The organism is Pseudovibrio sp. POLY-S9 (assembly GCF_001431305.1).
GTDB lineage: Bacteria > Pseudomonadota > Alphaproteobacteria > Rhizobiales > Stappiaceae > Pseudovibrio.
This window is the reverse complement of sequence record NZ_LCWX01000243.1, coordinates 84,513-104,751: the sequence shown is the minus strand read 5'-3', so window position 1 is coordinate 104,751 and position 20,239 is coordinate 84,513. Positions and strand designations below refer to the sequence as shown.

The window sequence follows — 20,239 nt, the reverse complement described above, 5'->3', positions numbered from 1 at the left end:
TGACCGTCTGACCACCCGGATAAAACCGCTTATTGCTCTCACGGAAACCGACACCCGGCAGACCCAGCGCATGAATGGCCTGTCGCTGCTCAACGGAGATCTCACGCTTGAGCCACGTAAACAGCGCATTGCTCTCAAGACGCTTCTTGATGGATGGCGTATCCAGCTCCGGCAGAACTGAGATCAGCCCGTCAAAGACTTCATCTGTATCAGGGATCTTGCGCGGCTCAGCATAAAGCGCAGCACTCTTGATATCGGTCGCGAGGATTTCACCATTGCGGTCAACAATATCAGGGCGCGCCTGAGCAACAGAACTCTGTGCAGCAAGGAACCGCTCAGCAGGGTCCCCATCCTGCAAACCAAGCAGGATCAGACGACCGGCAATAGCCCCGTACACAAACACAAAGATAGTCATCGCAAAGAAAATGCGCGAGCGTCCCGGACCGCGAAGCCGGATCGCGCTTGTGCCATGCTTTTGGTTCACATTAGACCGCCGCAAAAAGGAGCTATCAGCTTTCCTGGCCACGAGCCCCTCCCTTACTGTACGGATGTAACGCGACTGGCGTAACCGCTCATCGCATCAGCAGAGACTGGCTCCATCAGAACAGGTCTAACCGGCAACGCCTTCAGTGTCGTGATCTGTTCCGCACGCAGTGGCTCAAGCTTCAAAATATCGTTGTAACGATCAACGATACCCTGCAAACGCCCCGGCTGATTAAGCACACTCCACTGGGCTTTGTAGTAACGGATATCGTCTTTTTCCTTGGCAATCTCAGCAGAAAGCTGACGCACCTGATCGGCAAGGTTTTCGTTAGACATCTTGATGTCGTAAACGAGCGCAGCACCAATAACCACCGCAACAATAAAGAACAGATTTACGAAGCGCAGCATAGCTTAGCCTCCTAGACCGTGGAATGAAGCAAGGCGCGGAACGCCTGCCGCATGAATATCTAACTCCCGCGAAGGCGTATCCAACCGCCGTCCAGCTCTCAAACGAGCAGAACGTGCGCGAGGATTATCAGTAATCTCCTCAACGCTGGCATCCTGATTGCCCTTCACGATAAATTCGAAAGTCGGAGGAGGAATATCCATCTCCGGCATATGACGGGATCCGCCACCGCGGGTCTTGCAACGATCCGCAAGGAACCGCTTCACAATACGATCTTCCAGACTATGGAACGTCACAACAACCAGACGCCCACCCGGACGCAAAATCCGTTCCGCTGCAGCAAGAGCCCCAGCCGCCTGATGCAGCTCACCATTCACATAGATACGCAGCGCCTGAAAGGTCCGCGTTGCCGGATGAATGCTGGCCTTCTTCGGATTACGCTTCACCACCTTCTCGATAACGCGAGCAAGCTCAAGCGTCGTCTCAAAAGGCTTCTCTTCACGCGCCTGGCAAATGGCATGGGAAACACTGGAAGCACGCTTTTCTTCGCCAAGCATCCCAATGATGCGCGTCAAGTGCTGACGCTCCATGGTATTCACCACATCAGCCGCACTTGGACCATCCTGCTCCATGCGCATATCCAGCGGTCCATCAAACCGGAACGAGAAACCACGCTCCGCCTGATCCAACTGCATGGAAGACACGCCAAGATCCATCACCACGCCGTCAACAGCATCATAGCCAAGCATGCGTGCATGGTCTTCAAGATCAACAAACTGCCCATGAACCAGTTGCAAGCGTCCATCGGACTCTTGCTCCAAAACGCGACCATCACGGATCGCATCCGGATCCCGATCAACGCCAATCACACTGGCTCCAGCCTCAAGAAAAGCCCTGGAGTAACCACCGGCACCAAACGTGCCGTCAATAATCACATCACCCGGCGCGGGGGCCATTGCCTCCCGCACCCGTTCCAGAAGGACTGGAATGTGACGCGCTGGTCCGCCAGCGATACCGGATTTGTCTCCGTCGCCGCCCGTCATCATAGTGCCCCTCCGGCTGCTGTCCCCGGCGCACCGCCGGAAGACAATACTGCAAGCGCCCGCTTCATGGCCTCGTCGCGGTGCTTGGAGAACCTTGTTGGTTCCCAAATCTGAAACTTAAACCCCTGCCCAACAAACGTGACTTCGCCATCAATGCCGGTGTGGTTGCGGATCATCTCAGAAAGAACAATCCGGCCATCCCGATCAATTTTTAGGGTTTCACTTGCGCCGTAAAGCGCCGTGGACAGAGCGTCGTACTCCATAGAAAGCGTTGAAAACGCATCAAGTCGTTTCTGGATTTCCGCTGTAAGTCCGTTACCGCCTGCATCAACCGCTTCCTGAAAAGGAGATGGGAAACAGTAGAGTCCCTCAAAGCCGTCTTTCGCCAACGCCGCACGGAAAGGTGCAGGGATCGATACACGACCCTTTGCATCCACCCGATTGGTGAAGTGCGAAACAAAACCAGCCATTGGTCCCCTCTTTAATGAGCCAGATCTTCTTGATCTGTCAGCGGCACATCAAACAACTCTCCACTCCTTGGAGAGCCAGCGCTCAAATCAGGCAAAAACAACAAGATTACTGAAGTACAAACCGGAATATCCCGGGAGCCTATGGGATACCATGGGATAGCATGGGACGTCAATGAACCCACCAGCCCAAACCGAAAAGAATGCCCCTTAACATCTGCTAGTTATCACCAATTATGGTAAACGAAGTATTGATAGGAGTTTACGCAGGGATTTCTGCGAGTTACACGCATCTAAAATACGATTACAACCAGAAGTACTCACAGTTTTTACAGAGGTCGAAGAAAGAATTTCGCCGATTGGCTCTAGTGATTTTAACCTATTAGCCTTGGCTAAGCCCCGTTTTTCCCATGCCGGACCATGAAATTCCATGCCCATTCTGAGGAGGGTGGGGCAATTTCCCATACCTACCCAAGATTGTCCCGAGTCGATAAATCCCACCGGGAAGGCACGTCACACACTGCGATCACAATTGGTTTTACTGGTTACTTTGATCGCTCAAACAAAGGGGGTCGGCAGCACTGCCGACCCCGTATCTCATCACAGGGAGCAAACCTCCCGTTATCTGGCGAGACCCAACCCAACCAGATAGTCTGCACCTTTGCGCAAAGTGGTCTCATCCATGATCTCAAGGATCAGGCGTGGATTGCTCTTCAGTTTTGCCAGTTCTGCAAACAGAGGCTCCCACGGAATAGAACCCTCACCCGGATTCCAGTGGCGGTCAGCATGGCCATCAATGTCCTGAATATGCACATGCTGCAAAGCATCGCCTGCTGACTTAATGAAGTAATCAACCGGCGGTGCGCCATAACAGGAGTGCATGTAATGTGCGTGCCCGGTATCAATCGAAAGCGCCAAAGCTTCACTCTCAAAACTCTTCAGGATCTCCAACCGATAGGACGGGTCCAGATCTTCGATGTTCTCCAACACGATGACACAGCCCATATCCTCCGCCTTGGCAACAACGTCCTTCAGGTTCGCATGGATCATTTCCAGCTTCATCTGACGACCATTGTCATAAAGGTCGAGGTTGTTGTGATCCCAGATCGTGTAAGGACTGTGCAGCACCATCTGGTCTGCACCCATTTTGGCACACAACTCAATACCTTGATCCAGACGCTTGCGAACAGCCTGCTGAAACAGCGGATCAGCCGCAGAAAGGTCCAGATTCCAGAACGGGCCATGCAGACCGAGGCGCCCCTCATGTCCATCCAGAAGCTTCTTTGCTTCTGCGACTAGGTCATCACACCCATTGTCCAGCAAGTTCCAATTATAGAAATCCTGCAGCTCAAGATCCCGAGGCAGCTCCAGCAACCATTCACGATGTTGGGGAAGATGTTTGACGCACATTGCTGCGCCTAAAACCGGCAAATCACTCATGCGGCTATTCCAAGATAAGGCCTTAAAAGGCACTGCTTTCAGTTATGCCTCTGCTCTTACATGTCTTGCATGTCAAAGGCATTACATCGCCTAAAGCTGCTTACCTTGCTCCGGCTCGCTCTCACTGCTTTAAGCGCTCATCCCGCCGCATATATTTTGCGGCAATCAGAGCACCATGACAGTTTCGCTTTGCACGGTCTACGTACTATTCCAGAGCGATCGAGAGCATCAACAAAAAATGCGCATAACACGTCTAAAAACTGACGCTCTCGTAAGCCCGTTACACTCAGTTTTCCATCCGCACAAACGCCGTTGCCGCCTTACGAACCGAGCGCCAGATAAAGACGAGTAAGCCGATAAGCGCCATGCAGGTCAGCGCAGTAGCCACAATCCGAAACGTCCCGGCAAATCCAACTGCAGCAATCAAAGGAATGCTGACAAAAACAGAGAGGAACTGACCAAGGAAAACAGAGGAAGTCAGAACCCCACCTGCCATACCACGCCGTGAGCTCGGAGCCACCTGAAGCGCAATCGCTGGAAAGTTCGGCATCGCAAGCGCGTACCCGGCACCCATCGCAGCGGTCCCCAGGAACACGCTCCAGGTTTGCTGAAGGGTCAGCAACATCAGCCCTATCGCCATAAATCCGTAGGCCAGCGTAAATGCCCCACTGTAGCCAACACGCGCTTTAATCCGCCCGTAAAGCAGAGCTGCCGTGCCACCAGTCAGCATCAACGCACCCAGCGCAGCACCTGTCATAGTCGCACTGTCATACCCTTGAGCATCCAGAAAGAACGGCAGCTGTGTCGGCATAAGGAAGAAGATCATATTGGTCAGCATTTGCAGTAAAGCCAATGCCGCCAGCAGCCAGACCCAAGCCGGAGATCCGTCGTCTTCTGCACTTGCAGCCTTCTTTGCAGCTGCAGAGTGCTTCACCGGTTCGCTGATATAACGCCACAAGAACGGCACCATGAGCAACGCAAGCCCATAAATCGCAAACGGTAACCGCGGAGAAGTAACAGCCAGCAAGCCAGCCATTGAGATAAAGAGAAAACCGCCAAAGTTACGAGCCGACGTCTGTAGCCCCATCAGAGAGCTGCGCTGGTTGCCGACAAAGTAGTCACCGATCAAAGCTGTTTGCGCCGTCATCACCATGGCAACAGCAATGCCAAGACCCAACCGGCTGATCAATATACTCGTCAGGTCCGGCAAGATCATGCCGGCACTTCCCATCACAGCAAACAGCAAGACACCTGTAAGCAACAGTGCCCGCCGACCATAGCGATCTGCAATCACCCCAGCCAGCGGGGCACAGATAACAACAGTCAGCGAAGGCGTTGAGACCAGAAGCCGGGACAACCAAAGAACATTTGGATCATCCCGGAACATCTCCTCCAATCCAGCAAGAGCAGGACTGATCGTCGCGTTCGCCATGACGGTTAAAGTAGCCGCCATTAAAAGAGCAATCGCTCTGGGGTCTTTCCAGACCTGTTGTTCGGGCTCCACGTGCACTTGTTTCATTTGCTTATCCTCTTGCAAAATTACCCTGTTGAGATCAGGATACGACTTCAAGTCAACTTGAGGTCAAGTATGAAACTGCTAGATATTGGAGAGATCACCGAACGCTCAGGCGTGAAGCCCTCCACACTGCGATATTATGAGGAAGTCGGGCTCATTCAGTCCATAACGCGGCACGGTCTCCGACGTCAGTACGAGCCGCAAATCCTGACGAAACTCTCTCTGATCACACTCGCCAAGGCAGGTGGATTTTCACTGACAGAGATTGCAGGCATGTTTTCTGAAAAAGGACAACTCCAGATCCCGCGAGAGCAGATCCGTGAACGTGCCGATCTGATTGATGAGCAAATCAAGGAACTCACAGCCCTGCGCGATGTCCTGCACCACGTGGCCGACTGCCCTGCCCCAAGCCATATGGAGTGCCCTTCCTTCCAACGCATGCTCAAGGCATCAGACAGAAGGAAACCAGCAAAGAAAAAACCGCCGACCAAGTAGCCGGCGGTTTCATGTTCTCATGAAGCGGTTTTTAGGAGCCTCTTACTTCGCAGCGCGCTCAACAAGCTTAAGGCACACCTGCGTCGCGCATGCCATATCCTGCACGCTGATCCATTCCAGCGGCCCATGGATTTCCTGCATGCCGGTGAAGATGTTCGGACAGGATGTCCCCTTCGCGGTCAGCACAGACCCATCGGTTCCACCACGGATCGGCTTGGCAGATACACTCAAGCCTATGTCCTCATAAGCTGCCTTAGCAAGCTCAACTGGGGTCATATCATCACGCAGCCAATGGTGCATGTTGCGATACTGTTCTTTGACCTCACAAGAGATGGAAGCACGCGGCTCAGTAGCCTGAACTGCAGCACATACCTGCTCCAGCAGATCAGCTTTCGCTTCCAGACCTTCCAGCTCAAAATCACGCAGCACAAAATGCAGCTCTGCTTCAGCTGCATTCCCCACCATGTCGGCAATAAAGATGAAGCCATCACGACCATCAGTGGTCTCAGGTGTCATCGTCGCATGTGGCAGCATGGTGATGATCTTGCCTGCCAGATGCAACGCATTGACCAGCTTATCCTTCGCATAACCAGGATGCACAGAAACGCCAGTGATCTTTACTGTCGCACCATCAGCGCAGAAGTTCTCATAATTCAGCTCGCCCACTTTGCCGCCATCCAGCGTGTAAGCAAAATCCGCACCCAGAGCGCCAGGCAATTTGTCATGCACACCGCGCCCGATTTCTTCATCCGGCGTAAACGCAATGCGCAGCTTGCCATGAGGGATCTGCGGATTTGCCAGCAGATGACGAGCAAGACACATGATGATCGCAACACCGGCCTTGTCATCCGCACCCAGCAACGTACTTCCACTGGCGGTGATAATGTCATCACCGATTTTCTCACCAAGATAACGGGAGTTCTCAGGAGACAGGGACAACTCAGAGGCATCCGGGAAGGAAATTGCTGAACCATCATAAGCACGATGAACGCGCGGCTTCACACCCTCAGCATGGTAGGCAGGAGCAGTATCCACGTGCGCCAGCAGGCCAATCACGGGAGCATCAGTCTGGATAGTCGCAGGAATAGTGGCAAGAACAACGCCGTATTCAGTCAGCTCAACGTCACTGGCACCAATCTCCATCAGCTCAGCACGCAGCACCTTTTGTACATCAAGCTGGATCTGAGAGCTTGGGGACTCCGGGCACGTCTCATTGCTCTGGCTATCAATAGCCGCATAGCGAACGAGGCGCTCTTCCAGTTCCTGATCAAATTCTGTTCTCATAGAAGATCTCCTTGCAGTTACCTTCTATCTGCGCGAAGCCCCATCAACTTTCAAGTTGGAACACTGCCATAGGAGCAAAAGCAAACCGCTTTTACCGCACCTCGCTCGCAATTTTCCCTGCAAACCCAAAAAGAACAAAGCCCGACAACACACGGAACCGGCGATACCGCGCCTGAGTGATAAAGCGCGCCCGTAACAACGAGGCCAACGCAGAATACCCGCTTAAAGATAGGACAGAAATCCCGCAAAACGTTGCAACAAGAATACTGGCCTGTGGCAGCAGGGCCAACTCAGAGCTCATAACTTGTGGGAACAGAGCAACAAAAAACAGGATCGCTTTTGGGTTGGTCACCGCCAGCAAAAACGCTTCCCAGAACAGTGTCAATCCAGATACAGAAACGCTGATATCCCCTGATAAATCAATCTCCTCACGCTTGAAGACAAACTTAAGCCCAAGCCAGACCAGATAACCGACACCCATCCATCGGAACACACTCCACAAAATCTCAGAGGTGAGAACAAAACTCACCACACCACCCGCGCAAAATGCACCCGCAATCGCAAGCCCAAGGGTATTGCCGAGAATAGTAGGTAGAACCCGCCCCACCCCCAACTGCGCAGCCCGTCGCACGGTATTAAGGATCGCTGGTCCCGGCGTCACAATATTCGCCGCAGAAATCAGCACAAAAGAAACCCAAACCCAGAAATCCATTTTGTATTCCACTGTATACATAAATCAGATCTTGGGTAATTGATTGCGTTGGAGCAGTCAAGCTTGCAAGGCAATATCGGTGTTTTTCTTGGACAGAGGCTTCCTTACCAGCAAGCAACCTACTTTATTGACCGCGCAACACGAAAACCCAGGTCCTCAACACGAAAGGTTGGGTGACTGCGCCGTCTGTTGGTGACAAGGCAACCCCGTTCATCATCTGCCCAACCACCACCTTTAAACACGCGGTACTCTCCATAAACAGCTGGATCATAAAGATCCCAACACCACTCCCAAACATTGCCCAGCATATCATAGAGCCCAAACTCATTCGGCTCTTTGCACCCTACTGCCTGCGGAGTTCCAGCTGAGTTTTCGGCAAACCACCCGATATCTTCAAGCGCACCATAGCGGGGTCCTTGAGAACCAGCACGACACGCATACTCCCACTCAGCATCTGTCAGCAGACGATACCCATCGCTTATGGCGCACCGATCAACCAGCCCGTCCCCATGCTCAAGGTAGTAAGGCTTCAGGCCATACCGCTCAGAAAGGCCATTACAAAACCTGACCGCATCAAACCAGCTGACAGAGTCAACGGGCAAATCATCACCAGTAAACTGAGAGGGCCGCTCATCCAGAACAGACGCATACAGCTCCTGTGTAACCAGATATTTCGAAGTATCAAACGTCTGAACCTGAGCTGTCCATCGCTCCCTTTTACGATCATCTTTCTGAAGAAGGACACCGGCAGGGATCGTCACCATTTCCGGTATCAAAGTGGAACTCGACTCCCCCAACAGCATTCCAGCATCTCCAACAAACCAATAAGCCCCAACGCGCCGAGTGTGGCACACCAACGAATAGAAGCAAACTTTACGCGCTCCCAACAAGCTTCAGAAAACTATTTTGGCTAATGAATTGAAAGATCATCCCGCTCACAATGATCGGAACATAAGCAGACCCATGACGAAGCCTCTTGTTGTGATCACAGGTGCCAGCTCAGGCATCGGCGCAGCCCTTGCAAAAACCTTCAGCAAAGACGGGCACCCTCTGTTGCTCTTGGCAAGACGCACGGAACCCATGATGGCGATGGACCTTCCCAACACGATCTGCAGCAAAGTCGACGTCACAAACCGAGAGCACATGATCAAGGCCATCCGTCATGCCGAGCAAGCTTTAGGCCCGGCAGATGCCATCATCAACAACGCAGGCTGCATGTTCCTGAGCGAGCTAAAAGATCAAAATCCAGAAGATTGGGAGACAATGATTGACGTGAACCTGCGCGGTGTCTTCAACGGCATCCACGCAGTGCTGCCAGCAATGTACCAACGCGGCTCTGGCACCATCATCAACATAGGGTCCATGACTGCGAAGAAGCCCTTCCCAATGCGTGCGGCTTATGGCGCCACGAAGGTCGCAATCCACGGCCTCAGCGAAGCATTACGGCAAGAGGTGGCAGGCCACAACGTCCGTGTCATCACCATCGTACCAGGTCTGGTTGAAACACCCCTCCCTTCCAGCACACGCGATGCAAAAATCCGCGAAGACTACGAAGAACAGAAACGGCAAATCGGTGGTGCACTTGACCCACAAAACGTGGCCGACACGACCCTATTTGCCTACAACCAGCCCCAAACCGTAAACATTCGCGAACTGGTCATCACAGCAACAAGGCAATCTGGCTGATCATACGACAGCACCGCTAACGGGCTACAATCCGCTCCAAATTTGCCGCGCCTTCACAAGCGCAGCACACCGAAAGGCTCGGAGATGGATCGAAGGACTGCTCGGCAGCTTCTTCACCTTTGCAGGCTACAAGCTGCTGACAAGCGATGTATAAAGAAAAATACCAGTCGGCCTGTAAGCCGGGTTTTGTAAGGCACAAGGTGTTACCCTTGTACGCGACGGCAATTCATCTGGGATGCCCATTGCTGAACACCTCTAGCGACCCACCCGGGCGGTCAGGTCTGGAAACATGACTGGAAGTAAACTTCCGCGCCGCCCCTATTCGGTCTTGCTCCCGGTGGGGTTTACCATGCCGTTTTTGTTGCCAAAAACGCGGTGGGCTCTTACCCCACCCTTTCACCCTTACCAATGCATGCACTGGCGGTTTGCTTTCTGCGGCACTTTCCCTAAGGTCACCCTCGCCGGACGTTATCCGGCACCGTGTCTCCATGGAGCCCGGACTTTCCTCCACTGCGGCCTTTCGACACTTGCAGCAGCAACCGTCCGGCCGACTGGTGCACCTGAACTACGGAGCCTAAGGAAAAAGGTCAAGCAAAGAATTACGCTTGCACACGATCTCCGCTCAGTTCCATTGCTTGCTCAAGAGCTTGAACAAAGCCACTCCGCAGCTTCTCATTCGCCTCTGCAAACCCAACAACAAGCCCCTTCTGCGGTGCACCAAGATAAAATATGGAAAGCGGATTAACCCCAAAACCTTTCTGGTTCATCAGGTCCGCAACAGCCACATCATCGCAGGTCTCCGGCAGATAGAGGCAAGTCTGTAAGCCTCCGGTTGGCATGGAAACACCAACCTGATTGCCAAAACGCTCCCCGATCAACTGGCATAGCGCAACACCGTTTTCATGGTAAGCACTTCGGATCTTGTTCAGATGCGCCCGAAAGTGCCCGCTCTCGATAAAATCTGCAAAGGCCATCTGTACATGCACATTAGCCAGTGCACCCGATGCCCGCTGCGCCAACTCCAAACCCACCACATGCTCTTTAGGAACAACAGCATAAGCAAGCCGAATACCCGGCATGAGCGACTTTGCAGAGGTACCGATATAGATCACAGAGTGTCGATCACTCAGCCCCTGAAGCGCTGCAATCGGCCGCCCTTCAAACAAGAACTCACTGTCGTAATCATCTTCGAAAATCACCGCACCTTTGTCGTGAGCCTGTTTAAGCAACATAAGTCGCTCACTCATCTCCATGCGTCGGCCAGTTGGGTATTGGTGCGAAGGCGTCACATAGATCAAAGAGGCACGTGAAACCTGATTGATCTCTGTTAAAGCTTGCACCTTCAAACCGGCAGCAAAAAAGGCTGATCGCGCCCCCAGATACCCCGGCTCCTCAAGCAGTGCCACGTCCCCTTCCTCAGAAAAGCACTGAGACATGAGCGAGAGCGCTGATTGTGTGGTCGGAAAGGCAAGAACCTGCTCAGGAGAGCAGATCACCCCGCGCTCCTGTGCCAGATACTGCGCCAGTACCCGCTGCAACTCAGGCAAGCCAGAAGTATGCTCGTATCCCAGCGCATTGCCATTGAGCAGCCGCGCAGCACGCCGCAAACTCCGTGCCCACTGCTCTTTGGGAAACAGCTCTCGTGAAGGTTCACCCGGTTGCATGGCAACACCCCGCCCCGACGGGCTTGTGTAACGATGATTACAAGAAAATCGCTTGCCACGCGATGAAAGTGGAGGTGTCGTTTCACGAACAGGTCCTGCAACAACAGCCCCTTCAACCTCAGGCAAGGCCACCACTTCAGGCCGTGCACCAGACCGCACGTCCACCAGCCCTTCGGAGCGCAGCAAATCATAGGCTGTGTTCACTGTGTTGCGAGAAACAGAAAGACTGGTCGCCAACTGACGTGAGCTGGGCAACCGCTCTCCTTCAGGAATACGCCGCTTCAGAATTGCATCCCGGTACTGCTGATAAATCTGGCTCGACAGCGGAGTGCTGACCTCGCGATTGATCATCACAACATACTCAAACAACTGGCACCCCACAATTAGATTAAGCGGATCTATATGAGGGACCAGTTTTGCAGAGAATACAGATCAGCACAATACTTCTTCGCCCCGCAGCGAGGGTAACGTGCACAAATGAAACAGAAAACCCGGCAAGCAGTCAGAGCACAAACTCAAACCACTTGCCGGGCCAACTGGCCCCATATTGCCGATTTCGCTCAAAACCGGGGACCAGAGACGGTTAAGACAATGACAGCAGAAATGACACTTGAAGCAGCGCTAAGCACCAGCACTCGTGAAACCAAGCCACCTAAATTTGCTCGTGTCAGAACAAGTCTGCGCGCGGATTATGATTGGAACACAATCCTCCCAATTCTGGAGAGCTCCCTCGTCGTCCATGTCGGCTTCATGGATGAAGACCGCCCAATGGTCATTCCCATGGCTTTTGCGGTCATAGACCGCACCATCTACATTCACGGCGCGAAAGCAGCGCGGATCGTGAAGAAAATGAGCAAAGACTCCCAAGTCTGTCTCACATTCACACTCATTGACGGCATTGTTGCTGCGCGGTCAGCTTTCCACCATTCCGTCAACTACCGAACCGCCGTCATTCACGGCACTGCCCGCCTTGTCACCGACCATCAGGAAGCATGGGACTCCCTCAAAGCAATCACCGAACACCTTCTGCCTGGCAGATGGGATGAGGTCCGCCCGATGACGGAGAAGGAACAGATCTCAACAGGTGTTATCGCTATCGAGATCGAACACGCCTCAGCAAAAATCCGTCAGGGCGCTCCAGTCGACGATGCGGAGGATTACGCGCTGCCCTATTGGGCTGGCGTTGTTCCGGTCACAACGTCACTCGGTCAACCGATTGATGATGGGAAACTACTGGATGGCGTGAAGGTGCCCGCTTCGCCAACAAATGCAGCTCGAAAGTTCGCCTAATTTTCGGGGAATTCGCCTAAAATTTTAAGAGTTAGGGTGGTTGACTTTGCCCGGTCAACCACCCTGATATGTCCTTGCAGACAGACTGACCGTCGGTCAGACATTCGTAAAATTCTAAGAAACTTTGAATGGGAACTTACAGTCCCCCGCCCGAATATGCAAGATGCATTTAGCTGCGTGCCATAATATCCTTAACGCGCTTGCAGTACTTGGCACTAATCCGGTTCATACGCTTGGCATAATGGCCAGCGTTGTATCGCAAAATGGTTCCGCACAGATCTCCGCCAGCGCGCTTATAAGCACCAGCCAGATATCGCATGCCCCATTCGATGTTGTTCTCTGGTTTATAAAGAGCTTTGGTCGAACCACGATAACCCATACCACGTGCGGTAGATGGCTTAATCTGCATGAGACCAACTTCACCGGCACGGCCACGCGCTCTTGCGTTAAAATTACTTTCCACTTCAACAACAGCCTTCGCAATGTGGTGCGGAACGCCGTGCTTCTTGGCTTTCTGTTCGATCAGCTTAACGTAGCTACCCTTTTTAGTAGCCGCTGCGGCTTCATCAGAGAAGACATTGGTATTCACAACACCGCCGAGCATAACACTTGCAGCAAGAACGGGGATTACTACGTTATTTTTTATTTTTGTAAGGTTCATCTTCATTTCCTGGCAATCATGTTTTGAGCAGGAGTGTTTATCTTCAGAAGATGAGACGAAAATCAGACAGGTCTGATCACGAAAAGTTACAATTTTAATGTTTAAAAACTGGCATAAACCTTAGTTTATGGCACAAAAAGGGCTGACGCAGGGCACATCAGCCTTACTTAAGGAAACTTTTCAGCAAAACAGAGTCATTCCCCTACGTAATCAAATCGTATTCCTATTACGTATTAGACCCCATTTTACTGATATTTCAATGACATCTATCACAATCAGAAGGATTTTAGCTTTTTCAGCAGGCTATGCAGTGTCGCAATGGTCTGCGCATCAGCAATTCCATCGACTTTTGCAGGACGGAAGTGGCGCTGAAACGCCTCAACGGCATATTTGGTCTTCTCATCAAACACGCCACTGACCAACACATCATACCCATAGAGCCCCAGAAGCGACTGTAGAGCTTCAATCGGCTGCCCTTCGTCCCCCTCCTGAAAGAAGCTCGAAGCCTCAAGTTCCACCGGCTCAATAAAATGCCCAACACCAGCCTCAGCCAACCGCGCCCATGGAAAATGACGGCCCGGATCCTGTTTACGGGACGGAGCAACATCAGAATGTCCAAGCACCCGCTCTGGTGAAATACTGTTGCGTTCGCAAATATCTTTGGCGAGAGCGATCACAGCTTCAATCTGCACATCAGGATAGCCTTGCGTGCCCTCTTCCTGATCTCCTAGATTGGAAATCTCGATTCCAATGCTGCGGGAGTTAAGGTCATCCTCACCTTTCCAGCTGGAAACACCGGCATGCCAGGCCCGGCGACTTTCCGGCACCATCTGCGTAACCATGCCCAGTTCATCAACCAGATAGTGGCAGGAAACTTCTGAGCGCGGATCGCACAGCCACGAAACAGCCTTCTCAGCACTTTCCATCGCCGTGTAATGCAAGATCAACATATCAACGGCAGGAACACGACGCTCGTTGTGATTGGGAGATGGACGAAGACGCGCAGGCACTGCGCATTCAGTTTTAACGCTCATAATCCTCGTTCCGCGCAGATCTGCTCATACGCTTTATTCAATGCGACCAGTTTATCGCTGGCGATCTTGACGAACTCTTCAGGGACACCTCGACCAATCAACCGATCAGGATGTGTCTCCCGGACTTGCTTGCGATAGCAGGAGCGCACGTCTTCATCACTCGCCGCCATATCAATACCGAGAACCAGATAGGGATCTCCGTCCCCTCTTATATGACGGGCTTTAATCTGCGAAAAGCCAACGGCATCAATTCCAAAGATTTCGGCAATCCGGCTGAGATAGGCAACTTCTCTCTCATGAATAACGCCATCTGCCTTGGCTATATAAAAGAGGCCATCCAGCACATCCGTACGCGTCGTCTCATCTTCAGCAAACAACACAGAGAGTTTGGAAGCATAGGTCTCAAAGCCCGCCACGTCCTGCTGAGCCAGTTGGAAGAGCCGCGAAACGTTGCGCTCCTCACCCTCTGGCATCTCAAACAGATCGTAAAATGCGATCACTTCGTCATGGGTCACAACACCATCGGCTTTTGCCATTTTCGCAGACAAGGCAATCATAGCGACCGTAAAGGCAACATTCCGGCGCGCTTCACCAACTGACTGAACAAGCTGCTGCAGCCGGTCAACCAACTGGGCACCACCGGTTTGCAGTGCACCTACAATCTTGTCAAAGCTGCCCCAAAAATTCATTGGCATCCTGCTCTCTAGCTCAATCTGCTTGACAATTTCGCCGGAAAAGACAGCAAAATAATTAGTCACCGCAAATCAGGTTTATACCTAACAAATTATTTATCAATCTGAATAGTTTGTTTCCCTTGGGTTTTATTTGCCCACTGCTATCTATAAGTGCCCATTGCATGATTTCAGTTCAAGCCTCAGTCAAGCTTGACCTCAAAATATCGCCCCGCGAAACATATGGGTAATGTTTTACAGATATATTCGCTATTAATTAAGTACACATACAGGCAACAGCGCCAACTAACTTCTCAGTTGCCTGCTGCCAGCGCACATTATTTCGTGCGTTTCGGGATGGGGATTTCAAGTGGAAACGATACCTCCACATCGTAAATTACTTTACGCCGGCATAGTGTTTGCTGTGATTGGTGCCATTGCCACAAGCTTTTATGCCATTGATCAAGCGACTTTATATTATTTATTCAAGAGTGAAGCTCAAAAAGAATTCCATACTGCGAACAACATCATCAATTCACACCACCCTTTCGAGGCCCCTTCCAATGAAGACACGGGACAAAAGGATTCCTCTTCCCCGTTAAACTTCGGCCTGCGCGGGTCCAGCTCTGCCCCAACCACAGAAATCATCTCTTCAAGCTGGAAACTGCCTGCAACCAAAGCCACCGCAGTCAAGCAGGCACTGGTAGAACAGTTTGAAGAGTTCGAACTTCTGGTCGTCAACGCTCCCGGTCGTCCATTGGCTGTCCATCCGCGGAATATGACCAATGACCGCGTAAACGAAATTCTGTCCGATCCATCCGCTTATGACGCCTGGCACTCTGCACTCAACTCAGGACAGTTGGTAATTTACTCCAACTTCAACTGGCTTGAATGGCGGATACCAAAATTTGGCGTCGTCATTCCTTATGTAAATGACGAAAACAAAGCGCGTGGCGGCTTTATCTTCACCACCAAACCAACGCTCAACACCGTCGTGTTTATGGACGCAATCGCCTTTGGATCGGCCTTTGCATTCCTGCTGGTGCTCGTCGTGGCAATCGCCTCTATTATGTTCGCTTGGAAAGGACTGCATGATCGCTGGAAAACCTCCAAAACGATCCGCTTCCTCGCGCACAACGATCCACTGACCCACTTGCCAAACCGCGCTGTTTTCTCTGACGAGTTAAACAAGGCACTCCGCAAAGCATCCATTACAGCTTCCAATGTTTACGTCATTGCCATCGACGTTGATAAGTTCAAGGAAGTGAACGACAACCACGGCCATGCGGCTGGCGATACATTCCTCCAGATCATTTCAGACCGGTTGCGGCTCGTCTTCACTGATCACCTCGTCTCGCGTCTTTCTGGCGATGAGTTCGCTGTGATGATCGAGGGGGAATACACCAGTCACGATATCACCGTGCTCGCCCAGCGCGCCATGGCAACCACCAATTCCAGCTGCGTCATCGACAGCAAAGAAATCCAGATTTCCTTATCTATGGGCATCGCTCAGGCAACCGATGCTGCATGGCGGTCTTCCCGCCTTCTCCATTGCGCTGATCTGGCGCTCTACCGCTCCAAGAACGGTGGCCGCTCTACTTATACCTGGTACGAGTCCAGCATGGATGAAGAGCTGGAACGTCGCCGCGAGCTGGAAACAGAGATGATCCGTGCGCTCAAGCTCGACGGCTTCTCAGTCGTGTATCAGGCTCAGGTTGGTCTGGCAGACAACAAGCTCAAAGCCTTTGAAGCCCTGCTTCGTTGGGTCCATCCGGAAAAAGGCCGTATCTCACCAGAAGTCTTTATCCCAATTGCCGAAGACACAGGCCTTATTGAAGCGCTCGGCGAATATGTGCTCAAAAAGGCTTGCACTGACGCGGCAAGCTGGGCTGACCCAAGCCTGAAAGTCGCCGTCAACTTCTCGCCTGCACAGTTCAAGACCGGATTGATCGAGCAAAAGATTTCAGAAGCCCTCAAAGAATCTGGTCTGGCACCGGAGCGCCTAGAGATCGAGATCACTGAAAGCCTCCTGATTGCTGACACCACCAGCGTGGTGAAGTCACTTAAGAAGATCGGTAACATGGGCGTTTCCATCGCCATGGATGACTTCGGCACTGGTTATTCTTCCCTAAGCTACCTTTCTCGCTTCCCGTTCAACAAAATTAAGATCGACCGCAGCTTCATCATGAACATCGGCAAGGATGCCCACACCGACGCAATCGTTGCTGCGATTATCGGTCTTGGTCGTTCACTTGACGTATTGATCACAGCAGAAGGCGTTGAAGAAGAAATGCAGGCCCAAATCCTGCGAGCCGGCGGCTGCGATATCGTTCAAGGTTACTACTTCGGCAAACCATCTAACGTTGATCCGGCCAATCCGCACGCAAATGTCCGCTGCACGCTTGGAACCCAAGAGGCCAAGCAGATTGAAGCTGCCTACGTCGGATAACCTCTCAAATAAGCCTAGCGAGAATAGCAGGATATCTCTCGCTAGGTGCAGCACGCTACCTTGACACAAATGACCCGCGCTTGGGATTCGCTGTGAGGTAGCTATGGCAGACAAGAGCAATGCAAATACTGAGGACATGAGCGAAGTGGAGGATCTTGCTGAGATTGCACGGCCCTTCCACTATTTGTCGTTCTTCCAGCTGCTTCAATCCCTCATTACAGCTCTCTTGCTGGGTGTTGTCGCACTCATCTCTCTGGAAGTGCTCATGTCACCCATTCCAGAATCTGCATTACGACCCATGCTGATCTGGCTTGCTCTGGCATTCTTCTTTGTCGTGATCGTCGTGCCGAAAAACTTCACACTCGGCTTTTTGTGCATGTTGCTCTGCCAACTTGTCGCCTGGCGGATTGCCTCACTCTATTATGCCTATCTACTCAGTTGGCCTCTTGCCTTTGCCTTTTTCGTCAATCTCATTTGGTTCCTCAGCACTATCCAGCGCAACTCATTTGAGACAGCAGGCCGTGGCCTCACGCTTTGGCAATGGCAACTCACCTTCTTCCGTATTCTGGTTGGCTTTGTGATGGTGCCACACTTCACCGACAAGCTGTTTGCTGGGTCTCTCCCTTACATGGAGCACGTGGAATTCTTCTCCCTGCTCGGTTATCCCGACCCTGCCATGATCATTGATGCAGCAGGTCTGGCAGAACTGGCCATTGCAATTGGCATCGGCCTCGGGCTGCTCACCCGTCTCTCCTGCTTCTTCGCTGCAGCCTATATCTTGTTTGCAGCCACGCTGAGTGGGGCATTGGAGCACGGCTTCGTCTCCTTCGCCACAGCCGTCTCATGGGAGCTGCCGCTGATCCTGTTTGCGTCTTATCTTAGCTTCACCACCACAGGAGGGGGAGAATTCTCCATAGATGGCGCATTACGCAGAACCGGAAAGATGCCCGGATGGATCAAACTGCTCATGGGAGACACAGGCCTCGCTCACAATGAGCATGTCGATTGAGTAACCGATAACAGGTTACCGCTGCGATCACATTACATCGCTGCGGCAGAACGAGCGGCCTGATCGTAATGACCTGACACACTGCGCAAAACAGATGCAAGCCGGGACAGTTCGGCTTCATCAAGCCCAAGTTCTTTCACAGGCTTCACCAGCAAGGCATCACGCAACTGCTTGTAAGCATCACAAAGCGCACGGCCCTCCTCAGTAATCTCGGCAATTTTCTCTTTGCCCCGCTTACCGGATTGCACAAGGCCTGCCTTCTCCAGCTTTTTCAGAGCGTAAGACACCGTGTGAGTATCTTCGATATTCAGAACAAGACACAAATCAGCCAGTGTTTTTGAACGCTCACGGTGATTGACGGAGTGGAGCACCAGCGTTTCCAGAGGAGATAAGCCCTCCTGCCCCGCAGCGGCCATGCAGCGCACCATCCAGCGGTGATAGGCATTCACCATCATCGTCACCGCAAATTCCACCTCAGACAGTGCAGGCAATTCACCCGATGCAAGGTGCGATGAGGACACGACCGGTCCAACGCCCAGCCCACCAGTATTTTTCTGCTCTAAAGCATCACTCATTCTTGACCTCACAACCACCAAGTTAGAATTGCGCAGATTCGCACCATCTCGCGCAACATAATGTCGAGAGTTTACGTAGATCACACAACCTCTCTTAAAAGACCGATCCACGTAAATTTCAATACCAATCGCCGCGTTTCTCCTGACTCTCACATATTCACATTGACAATATGTCTACATTTTGTAGATGTATCACAGAATAAGATTTCAAATCGAGGTGGGACAAAACATGACAATGGGCAAGTGGGACTTCTGGATCGACCGCGGCGGCACCTTCACAGATATCGTTGCACGCACACCTCAAGGAGAAATACGCGCCCATAAAGTCCTCTCCGAAAACCCTGAGGCCTACAAAGACGCAGCCATTCAAGGCATTCGCGACCTCATGGGTGTTGCCAAAGACACCCGCATCCCATCCGACCAGATCCGGGCAGTAAAGATGGGCACCACAGTCGCAACCAACGCACTGCTGGAACGCAAGGGTGACCGCACCCTTCTGCTCATCACCAAAGGCTTCCGCGACGCTCTGGAAATCGGCTATCAGGCCCGCCCGGACATCTTCGCCAAAGAAATCATCAAACCAGAGCTGCTCTACGATCAGGTTCTGGAAGCTGATGAGCGCGTCCGCGCTGATGGCACCGTTGAAGCTGCCCCGGACCTTGACCAGATCAAAGCCCAGCTCGAAGCAGCCTACGCTAACGGCACACGTTCCATCGCTATCGTCTTGATGCATGCCTACGCGTTCCCTGAGCACGAGAAGCAGTTGGCGGACATCGCGAAGCAGGTCGGCTTCCCGCAGATTTCCGTCAGCCATGAAGTCTCCCCACTCATGAAGCTGGTTGGCCGTGGTGACACGACTGTTGTTGACGCTTACCTCTCCCCAATTCTGCGCCGCTATGTGGATCAGGTTGCTGGTGAACTCGACATCCAGAACACCGACTGCCGTCTCATGTTCATGCAGTCCTCCGGTGGATTGACCGACGCCTCCCTCTTCCAGGGCAAAGACGCTATTCTCTCCGGCCCGGCTGGCGGTGTTGTTGGCGCAGTTGAAACCTCCAAAATGGCAGGCTTCGAAAAACTCATCGGCTTCGACATGGGCGGCACCTCTACTGACGTCTCCCACTTCGACGGCAAGTTTGAGCGCGCCTTTGAAACCGAAGTGGCTGGCGTTCGCATGCGTGCGCCAATGATGATGATCCACACCGTTGCAGCTGGCGGTGGTTCCATCCTCCATTACAAAGACGGTCGCTTCCAGGTTGGCCCAGATTCCGCTGGCGCAAATCCCGGACCGAAATGTTACCGCCGCGGTGGCCCACTCACGGTCACCGACGCCAACGTCATGACGTCCAAGCTC

Annotated in this window: 19 protein-coding genes, 1 other RNA gene and 1 pseudogene; 6 read left to right on the top strand and 15 right to left on the bottom strand. The window is 52.4% G+C overall.

From position 1 onward, the window contains the following. The 6 genes and pseudogenes from PPL9_RS33865 to PPL9_RS27555 form a co-directional block, all read right to left on the bottom strand. Positions 1 to 526 (bottom strand): annotated as a pseudogene (locus PPL9_RS33865) (penicillin-binding protein 2); the annotation flags it as partial. A gap of 11 nt (positions 527 to 537) precedes the next feature. Next, complete coding sequence (locus PPL9_RS27575) at positions 538 to 891, bottom strand: hypothetical protein (protein ID WP_057465722.1); 354 nt, start codon at positions 889 to 891, stop codon at positions 538 to 540. A gap of 3 nt (positions 892 to 894) precedes the next feature. Then, positions 895 to 1,932: a 16S rRNA (cytosine(1402)-N(4))-methyltransferase RsmH gene (gene rsmH, locus PPL9_RS27570; protein WP_208989692.1), complete on the bottom strand. Its 1,038-nt coding sequence runs from the start codon at positions 1,930 to 1,932 to the stop codon at positions 895 to 897. Beyond that, positions 1,932 to 2,402 carry a cell division protein MraZ gene (locus PPL9_RS27565; protein ID WP_057465720.1) on the bottom strand — a complete coding sequence of 157 codons (471 nt, stop codon included), beginning with the start codon at positions 2,400 to 2,402 and terminating at the stop codon, positions 1,932 to 1,934. Before PPL9_RS27565 ends, rsmH begins: the two co-directional genes overlap by 1 nt. Before the next feature lie 618 nt (positions 2,403 to 3,020). Then, positions 3,021 to 3,839 (bottom strand): sugar phosphate isomerase/epimerase family protein, encoded by an 819-nt coding sequence (locus PPL9_RS27560; RefSeq protein WP_057465719.1) that lies wholly within the window; start codon positions 3,837 to 3,839, stop codon positions 3,021 to 3,023. A gap of 286 nt (positions 3,840 to 4,125) precedes the next feature. Then, positions 4,126 to 5,358 carry an MFS transporter gene (locus PPL9_RS27555; protein WP_057465718.1) on the bottom strand — a complete coding sequence of 411 codons (1,233 nt, stop codon included), beginning with the start codon at positions 5,356 to 5,358 and terminating at the stop codon, positions 4,126 to 4,128. 69 nt (positions 5,359 to 5,427) lie between these two features. Here PPL9_RS27555 and PPL9_RS27550 point away from each other — a divergent pair, with 69 nt between their 5' ends. Beyond that, positions 5,428 to 5,850: a helix-turn-helix domain-containing protein gene (locus tag PPL9_RS27550; RefSeq protein WP_057465717.1), complete on the top strand. Its 423-nt coding sequence runs from the start codon at positions 5,428 to 5,430 to the stop codon at positions 5,848 to 5,850. Between the two features lie 42 nt (positions 5,851 to 5,892). On the opposite strand, the gene pepT is transcribed toward PPL9_RS27550, so the two are convergent. From pepT to PPL9_RS27535, 3 genes are all read right to left on the bottom strand, one after another. After that, complete coding sequence (pepT, locus tag PPL9_RS27545) at positions 5,893 to 7,134, bottom strand: peptidase T (protein WP_057465716.1); 1,242 nt, start codon at positions 7,132 to 7,134, stop codon at positions 5,893 to 5,895. Between the two features lie 91 nt (positions 7,135 to 7,225). Then, a complete protein-coding gene (locus PPL9_RS27540) occupies positions 7,226 to 7,846 on the bottom strand; it encodes a LysE family translocator (RefSeq protein ID WP_208989675.1) in 621 nt (206 codons plus the stop codon). Between the two features lie 119 nt (positions 7,847 to 7,965). Then, entirely contained in the window at positions 7,966 to 8,649 is a 684-nt protein-coding gene (locus PPL9_RS27535) for an SUMF1/EgtB/PvdO family nonheme iron enzyme (protein WP_057465714.1), read from the bottom strand. Positions 8,650 to 8,809: 160 nt separating this feature from the next. Here PPL9_RS27535 and PPL9_RS27530 point away from each other — a divergent pair, with 160 nt between their 5' ends. After that, a complete protein-coding gene (locus PPL9_RS27530; protein WP_057465713.1) occupies positions 8,810 to 9,532 on the top strand; it encodes an SDR family oxidoreductase in 723 nt (240 codons plus the stop codon). Positions 9,533 to 9,691: 159 nt separating this feature from the next. On the opposite strand, the gene rnpB is transcribed toward PPL9_RS27530, so the two are convergent. Both rnpB and PPL9_RS27525 read right to left on the bottom strand, forming a co-directional pair. Next, an RNA gene (rnpB, locus tag PPL9_RS28140) (RNase P RNA component class A) lies at positions 9,692 to 10,087 on the bottom strand. 44 nt (positions 10,088 to 10,131) lie between these two features. Beyond that, a complete protein-coding gene (locus tag PPL9_RS27525) occupies positions 10,132 to 11,565 on the bottom strand; it encodes a PLP-dependent aminotransferase family protein (protein WP_208980674.1) in 1,434 nt (477 codons plus the stop codon). A 108-nt stretch (positions 11,566 to 11,673) separates the two neighbouring features. Here PPL9_RS27525 and PPL9_RS27520 point away from each other — a divergent pair, with 108 nt between their 5' ends. Further along, positions 11,674 to 12,486 carry a pyridoxamine 5'-phosphate oxidase family protein gene (locus PPL9_RS27520; RefSeq protein ID WP_244273491.1) on the top strand — a complete coding sequence of 271 codons (813 nt, stop codon included), beginning with the start codon at positions 11,674 to 11,676 and terminating at the stop codon, positions 12,484 to 12,486. A 169-nt stretch (positions 12,487 to 12,655) separates the two neighbouring features. Here the strand turns inward: PPL9_RS27520 and PPL9_RS27515 are convergent, their stop codons facing one another. The 3 genes from PPL9_RS27515 to PPL9_RS27505 all read right to left on the bottom strand — a co-directional run bounded on the left by PPL9_RS27515 (position 12,656) and on the right by PPL9_RS27505 (position 14,870). Continuing rightward, positions 12,656 to 13,153 (bottom strand): lytic transglycosylase domain-containing protein, encoded by a 498-nt coding sequence (locus PPL9_RS27515; protein ID WP_057465711.1) that lies wholly within the window; start codon positions 13,151 to 13,153, stop codon positions 12,656 to 12,658. A gap of 269 nt (positions 13,154 to 13,422) precedes the next feature. Next, the gene (locus PPL9_RS27510; protein ID WP_057465710.1) at positions 13,423 to 14,181 is read right to left on the bottom strand and encodes an N-acetylmuramoyl-L-alanine amidase; all 759 of its coding nucleotides are present in this window, start codon (positions 14,179 to 14,181) and stop codon (positions 13,423 to 13,425) included. Further along, positions 14,178 to 14,870, bottom strand: a complete 693-nt coding sequence (locus PPL9_RS27505) for a DnaJ family molecular chaperone (RefSeq protein WP_057465709.1) — start codon at positions 14,868 to 14,870, stop codon at positions 14,178 to 14,180. Before PPL9_RS27505 ends, PPL9_RS27510 begins: the two co-directional genes overlap by 4 nt. Positions 14,871 to 15,222: 352 nt before the next feature. Here PPL9_RS27505 and PPL9_RS27500 point away from each other — a divergent pair, with 352 nt between their 5' ends. Together PPL9_RS27500 and PPL9_RS27495 are read left to right on the top strand one after the other, a co-directional pair. Continuing rightward, positions 15,223 to 17,301 (top strand): bifunctional diguanylate cyclase/phosphodiesterase, encoded by a 2,079-nt coding sequence (locus tag PPL9_RS27500; RefSeq protein ID WP_208989674.1) that lies wholly within the window; start codon positions 15,223 to 15,225, stop codon positions 17,299 to 17,301. Positions 17,302 to 17,404: 103 nt separating this feature from the next. Then, a complete protein-coding gene (locus PPL9_RS27495) occupies positions 17,405 to 18,310 on the top strand; it encodes a DoxX family protein (RefSeq protein ID WP_057465708.1) in 906 nt (301 codons plus the stop codon). A gap of 32 nt (positions 18,311 to 18,342) precedes the next feature. Here the strand turns inward: PPL9_RS27495 and PPL9_RS27490 are convergent, their stop codons facing one another. Beyond that, entirely contained in the window at positions 18,343 to 18,885 is a 543-nt protein-coding gene (locus PPL9_RS27490; protein ID WP_057465707.1) for a winged helix DNA-binding protein, read from the bottom strand. 235 nt (positions 18,886 to 19,120) lie between these two features. On the opposite strand from PPL9_RS27490, the gene PPL9_RS33860 reads away from it, so the two are divergent. After that, positions 19,121 to 20,239: hydantoinase/oxoprolinase family protein (locus tag PPL9_RS33860; RefSeq protein WP_280139086.1), on the top strand; the 1,119-nt coding region annotated here is incomplete at its 3' end.

Excerpts from the sequence above, each read along its gene's own strand:
- PPL9_RS27575 (WP_057465722.1), bottom strand. The coding sequence starts at position 891 with ATGCTGCGCTTCGTAAATCTGTTCTTTATTGTTGCGGTGGTTATTGGT.
- rsmH (WP_208989692.1), bottom strand. The coding sequence starts at position 1,932 with ATGACGGGCGGCGACGGAGACAAATCCGGTATCGCTGGCGGACCAGCG.
- PPL9_RS27565 (WP_057465720.1), bottom strand. The coding sequence starts at position 2,402 with ATGGCTGGTTTTGTTTCGCACTTCACCAATCGGGTGGATGCAAAGGGT.
- PPL9_RS27560 (WP_057465719.1), bottom strand. The coding sequence starts at position 3,839 with ATGAGTGATTTGCCGGTTTTAGGCGCAGCAATGTGCGTCAAACATCTT.
- PPL9_RS27555 (WP_057465718.1), bottom strand. The coding sequence starts at position 5,358 with ATGAAACAAGTGCACGTGGAGCCCGAACAACAGGTCTGGAAAGACCCC.
- PPL9_RS27550 (WP_057465717.1), top strand. The coding sequence starts at position 5,428 with ATGAAACTGCTAGATATTGGAGAGATCACCGAACGCTCAGGCGTGAAG.
- pepT (WP_057465716.1), bottom strand. The coding sequence starts at position 7,134 with ATGAGAACAGAATTTGATCAGGAACTGGAAGAGCGCCTCGTTCGCTAT.
- PPL9_RS27540 (WP_208989675.1), bottom strand. The coding sequence starts at position 7,846 with ATGGATTTCTGGGTTTGGGTTTCTTTTGTGCTGATTTCTGCGGCGAAT.
- PPL9_RS27535 (WP_057465714.1), bottom strand. The coding sequence starts at position 8,649 with ATGCTGTTGGGGGAGTCGAGTTCCACTTTGATACCGGAAATGGTGACG.
- PPL9_RS27530 (WP_057465713.1), top strand. The coding sequence starts at position 8,810 with ATGACGAAGCCTCTTGTTGTGATCACAGGTGCCAGCTCAGGCATCGGC.
- PPL9_RS27520 (WP_244273491.1), top strand. The coding sequence starts at position 11,674 with ATGAAACAGAAAACCCGGCAAGCAGTCAGAGCACAAACTCAAACCACT.
- PPL9_RS27515 (WP_057465711.1), bottom strand. The coding sequence starts at position 13,153 with ATGAAGATGAACCTTACAAAAATAAAAAATAACGTAGTAATCCCCGTT.
- PPL9_RS27510 (WP_057465710.1), bottom strand. The coding sequence starts at position 14,181 with ATGAGCGTTAAAACTGAATGCGCAGTGCCTGCGCGTCTTCGTCCATCT.
- PPL9_RS27505 (WP_057465709.1), bottom strand. The coding sequence starts at position 14,870 with ATGAATTTTTGGGGCAGCTTTGACAAGATTGTAGGTGCACTGCAAACC.
- PPL9_RS27495 (WP_057465708.1), top strand. The coding sequence starts at position 17,405 with ATGGCAGACAAGAGCAATGCAAATACTGAGGACATGAGCGAAGTGGAG.
- PPL9_RS27490 (WP_057465707.1), bottom strand. The coding sequence starts at position 18,885 with ATGAGTGATGCTTTAGAGCAGAAAAATACTGGTGGGCTGGGCGTTGGA.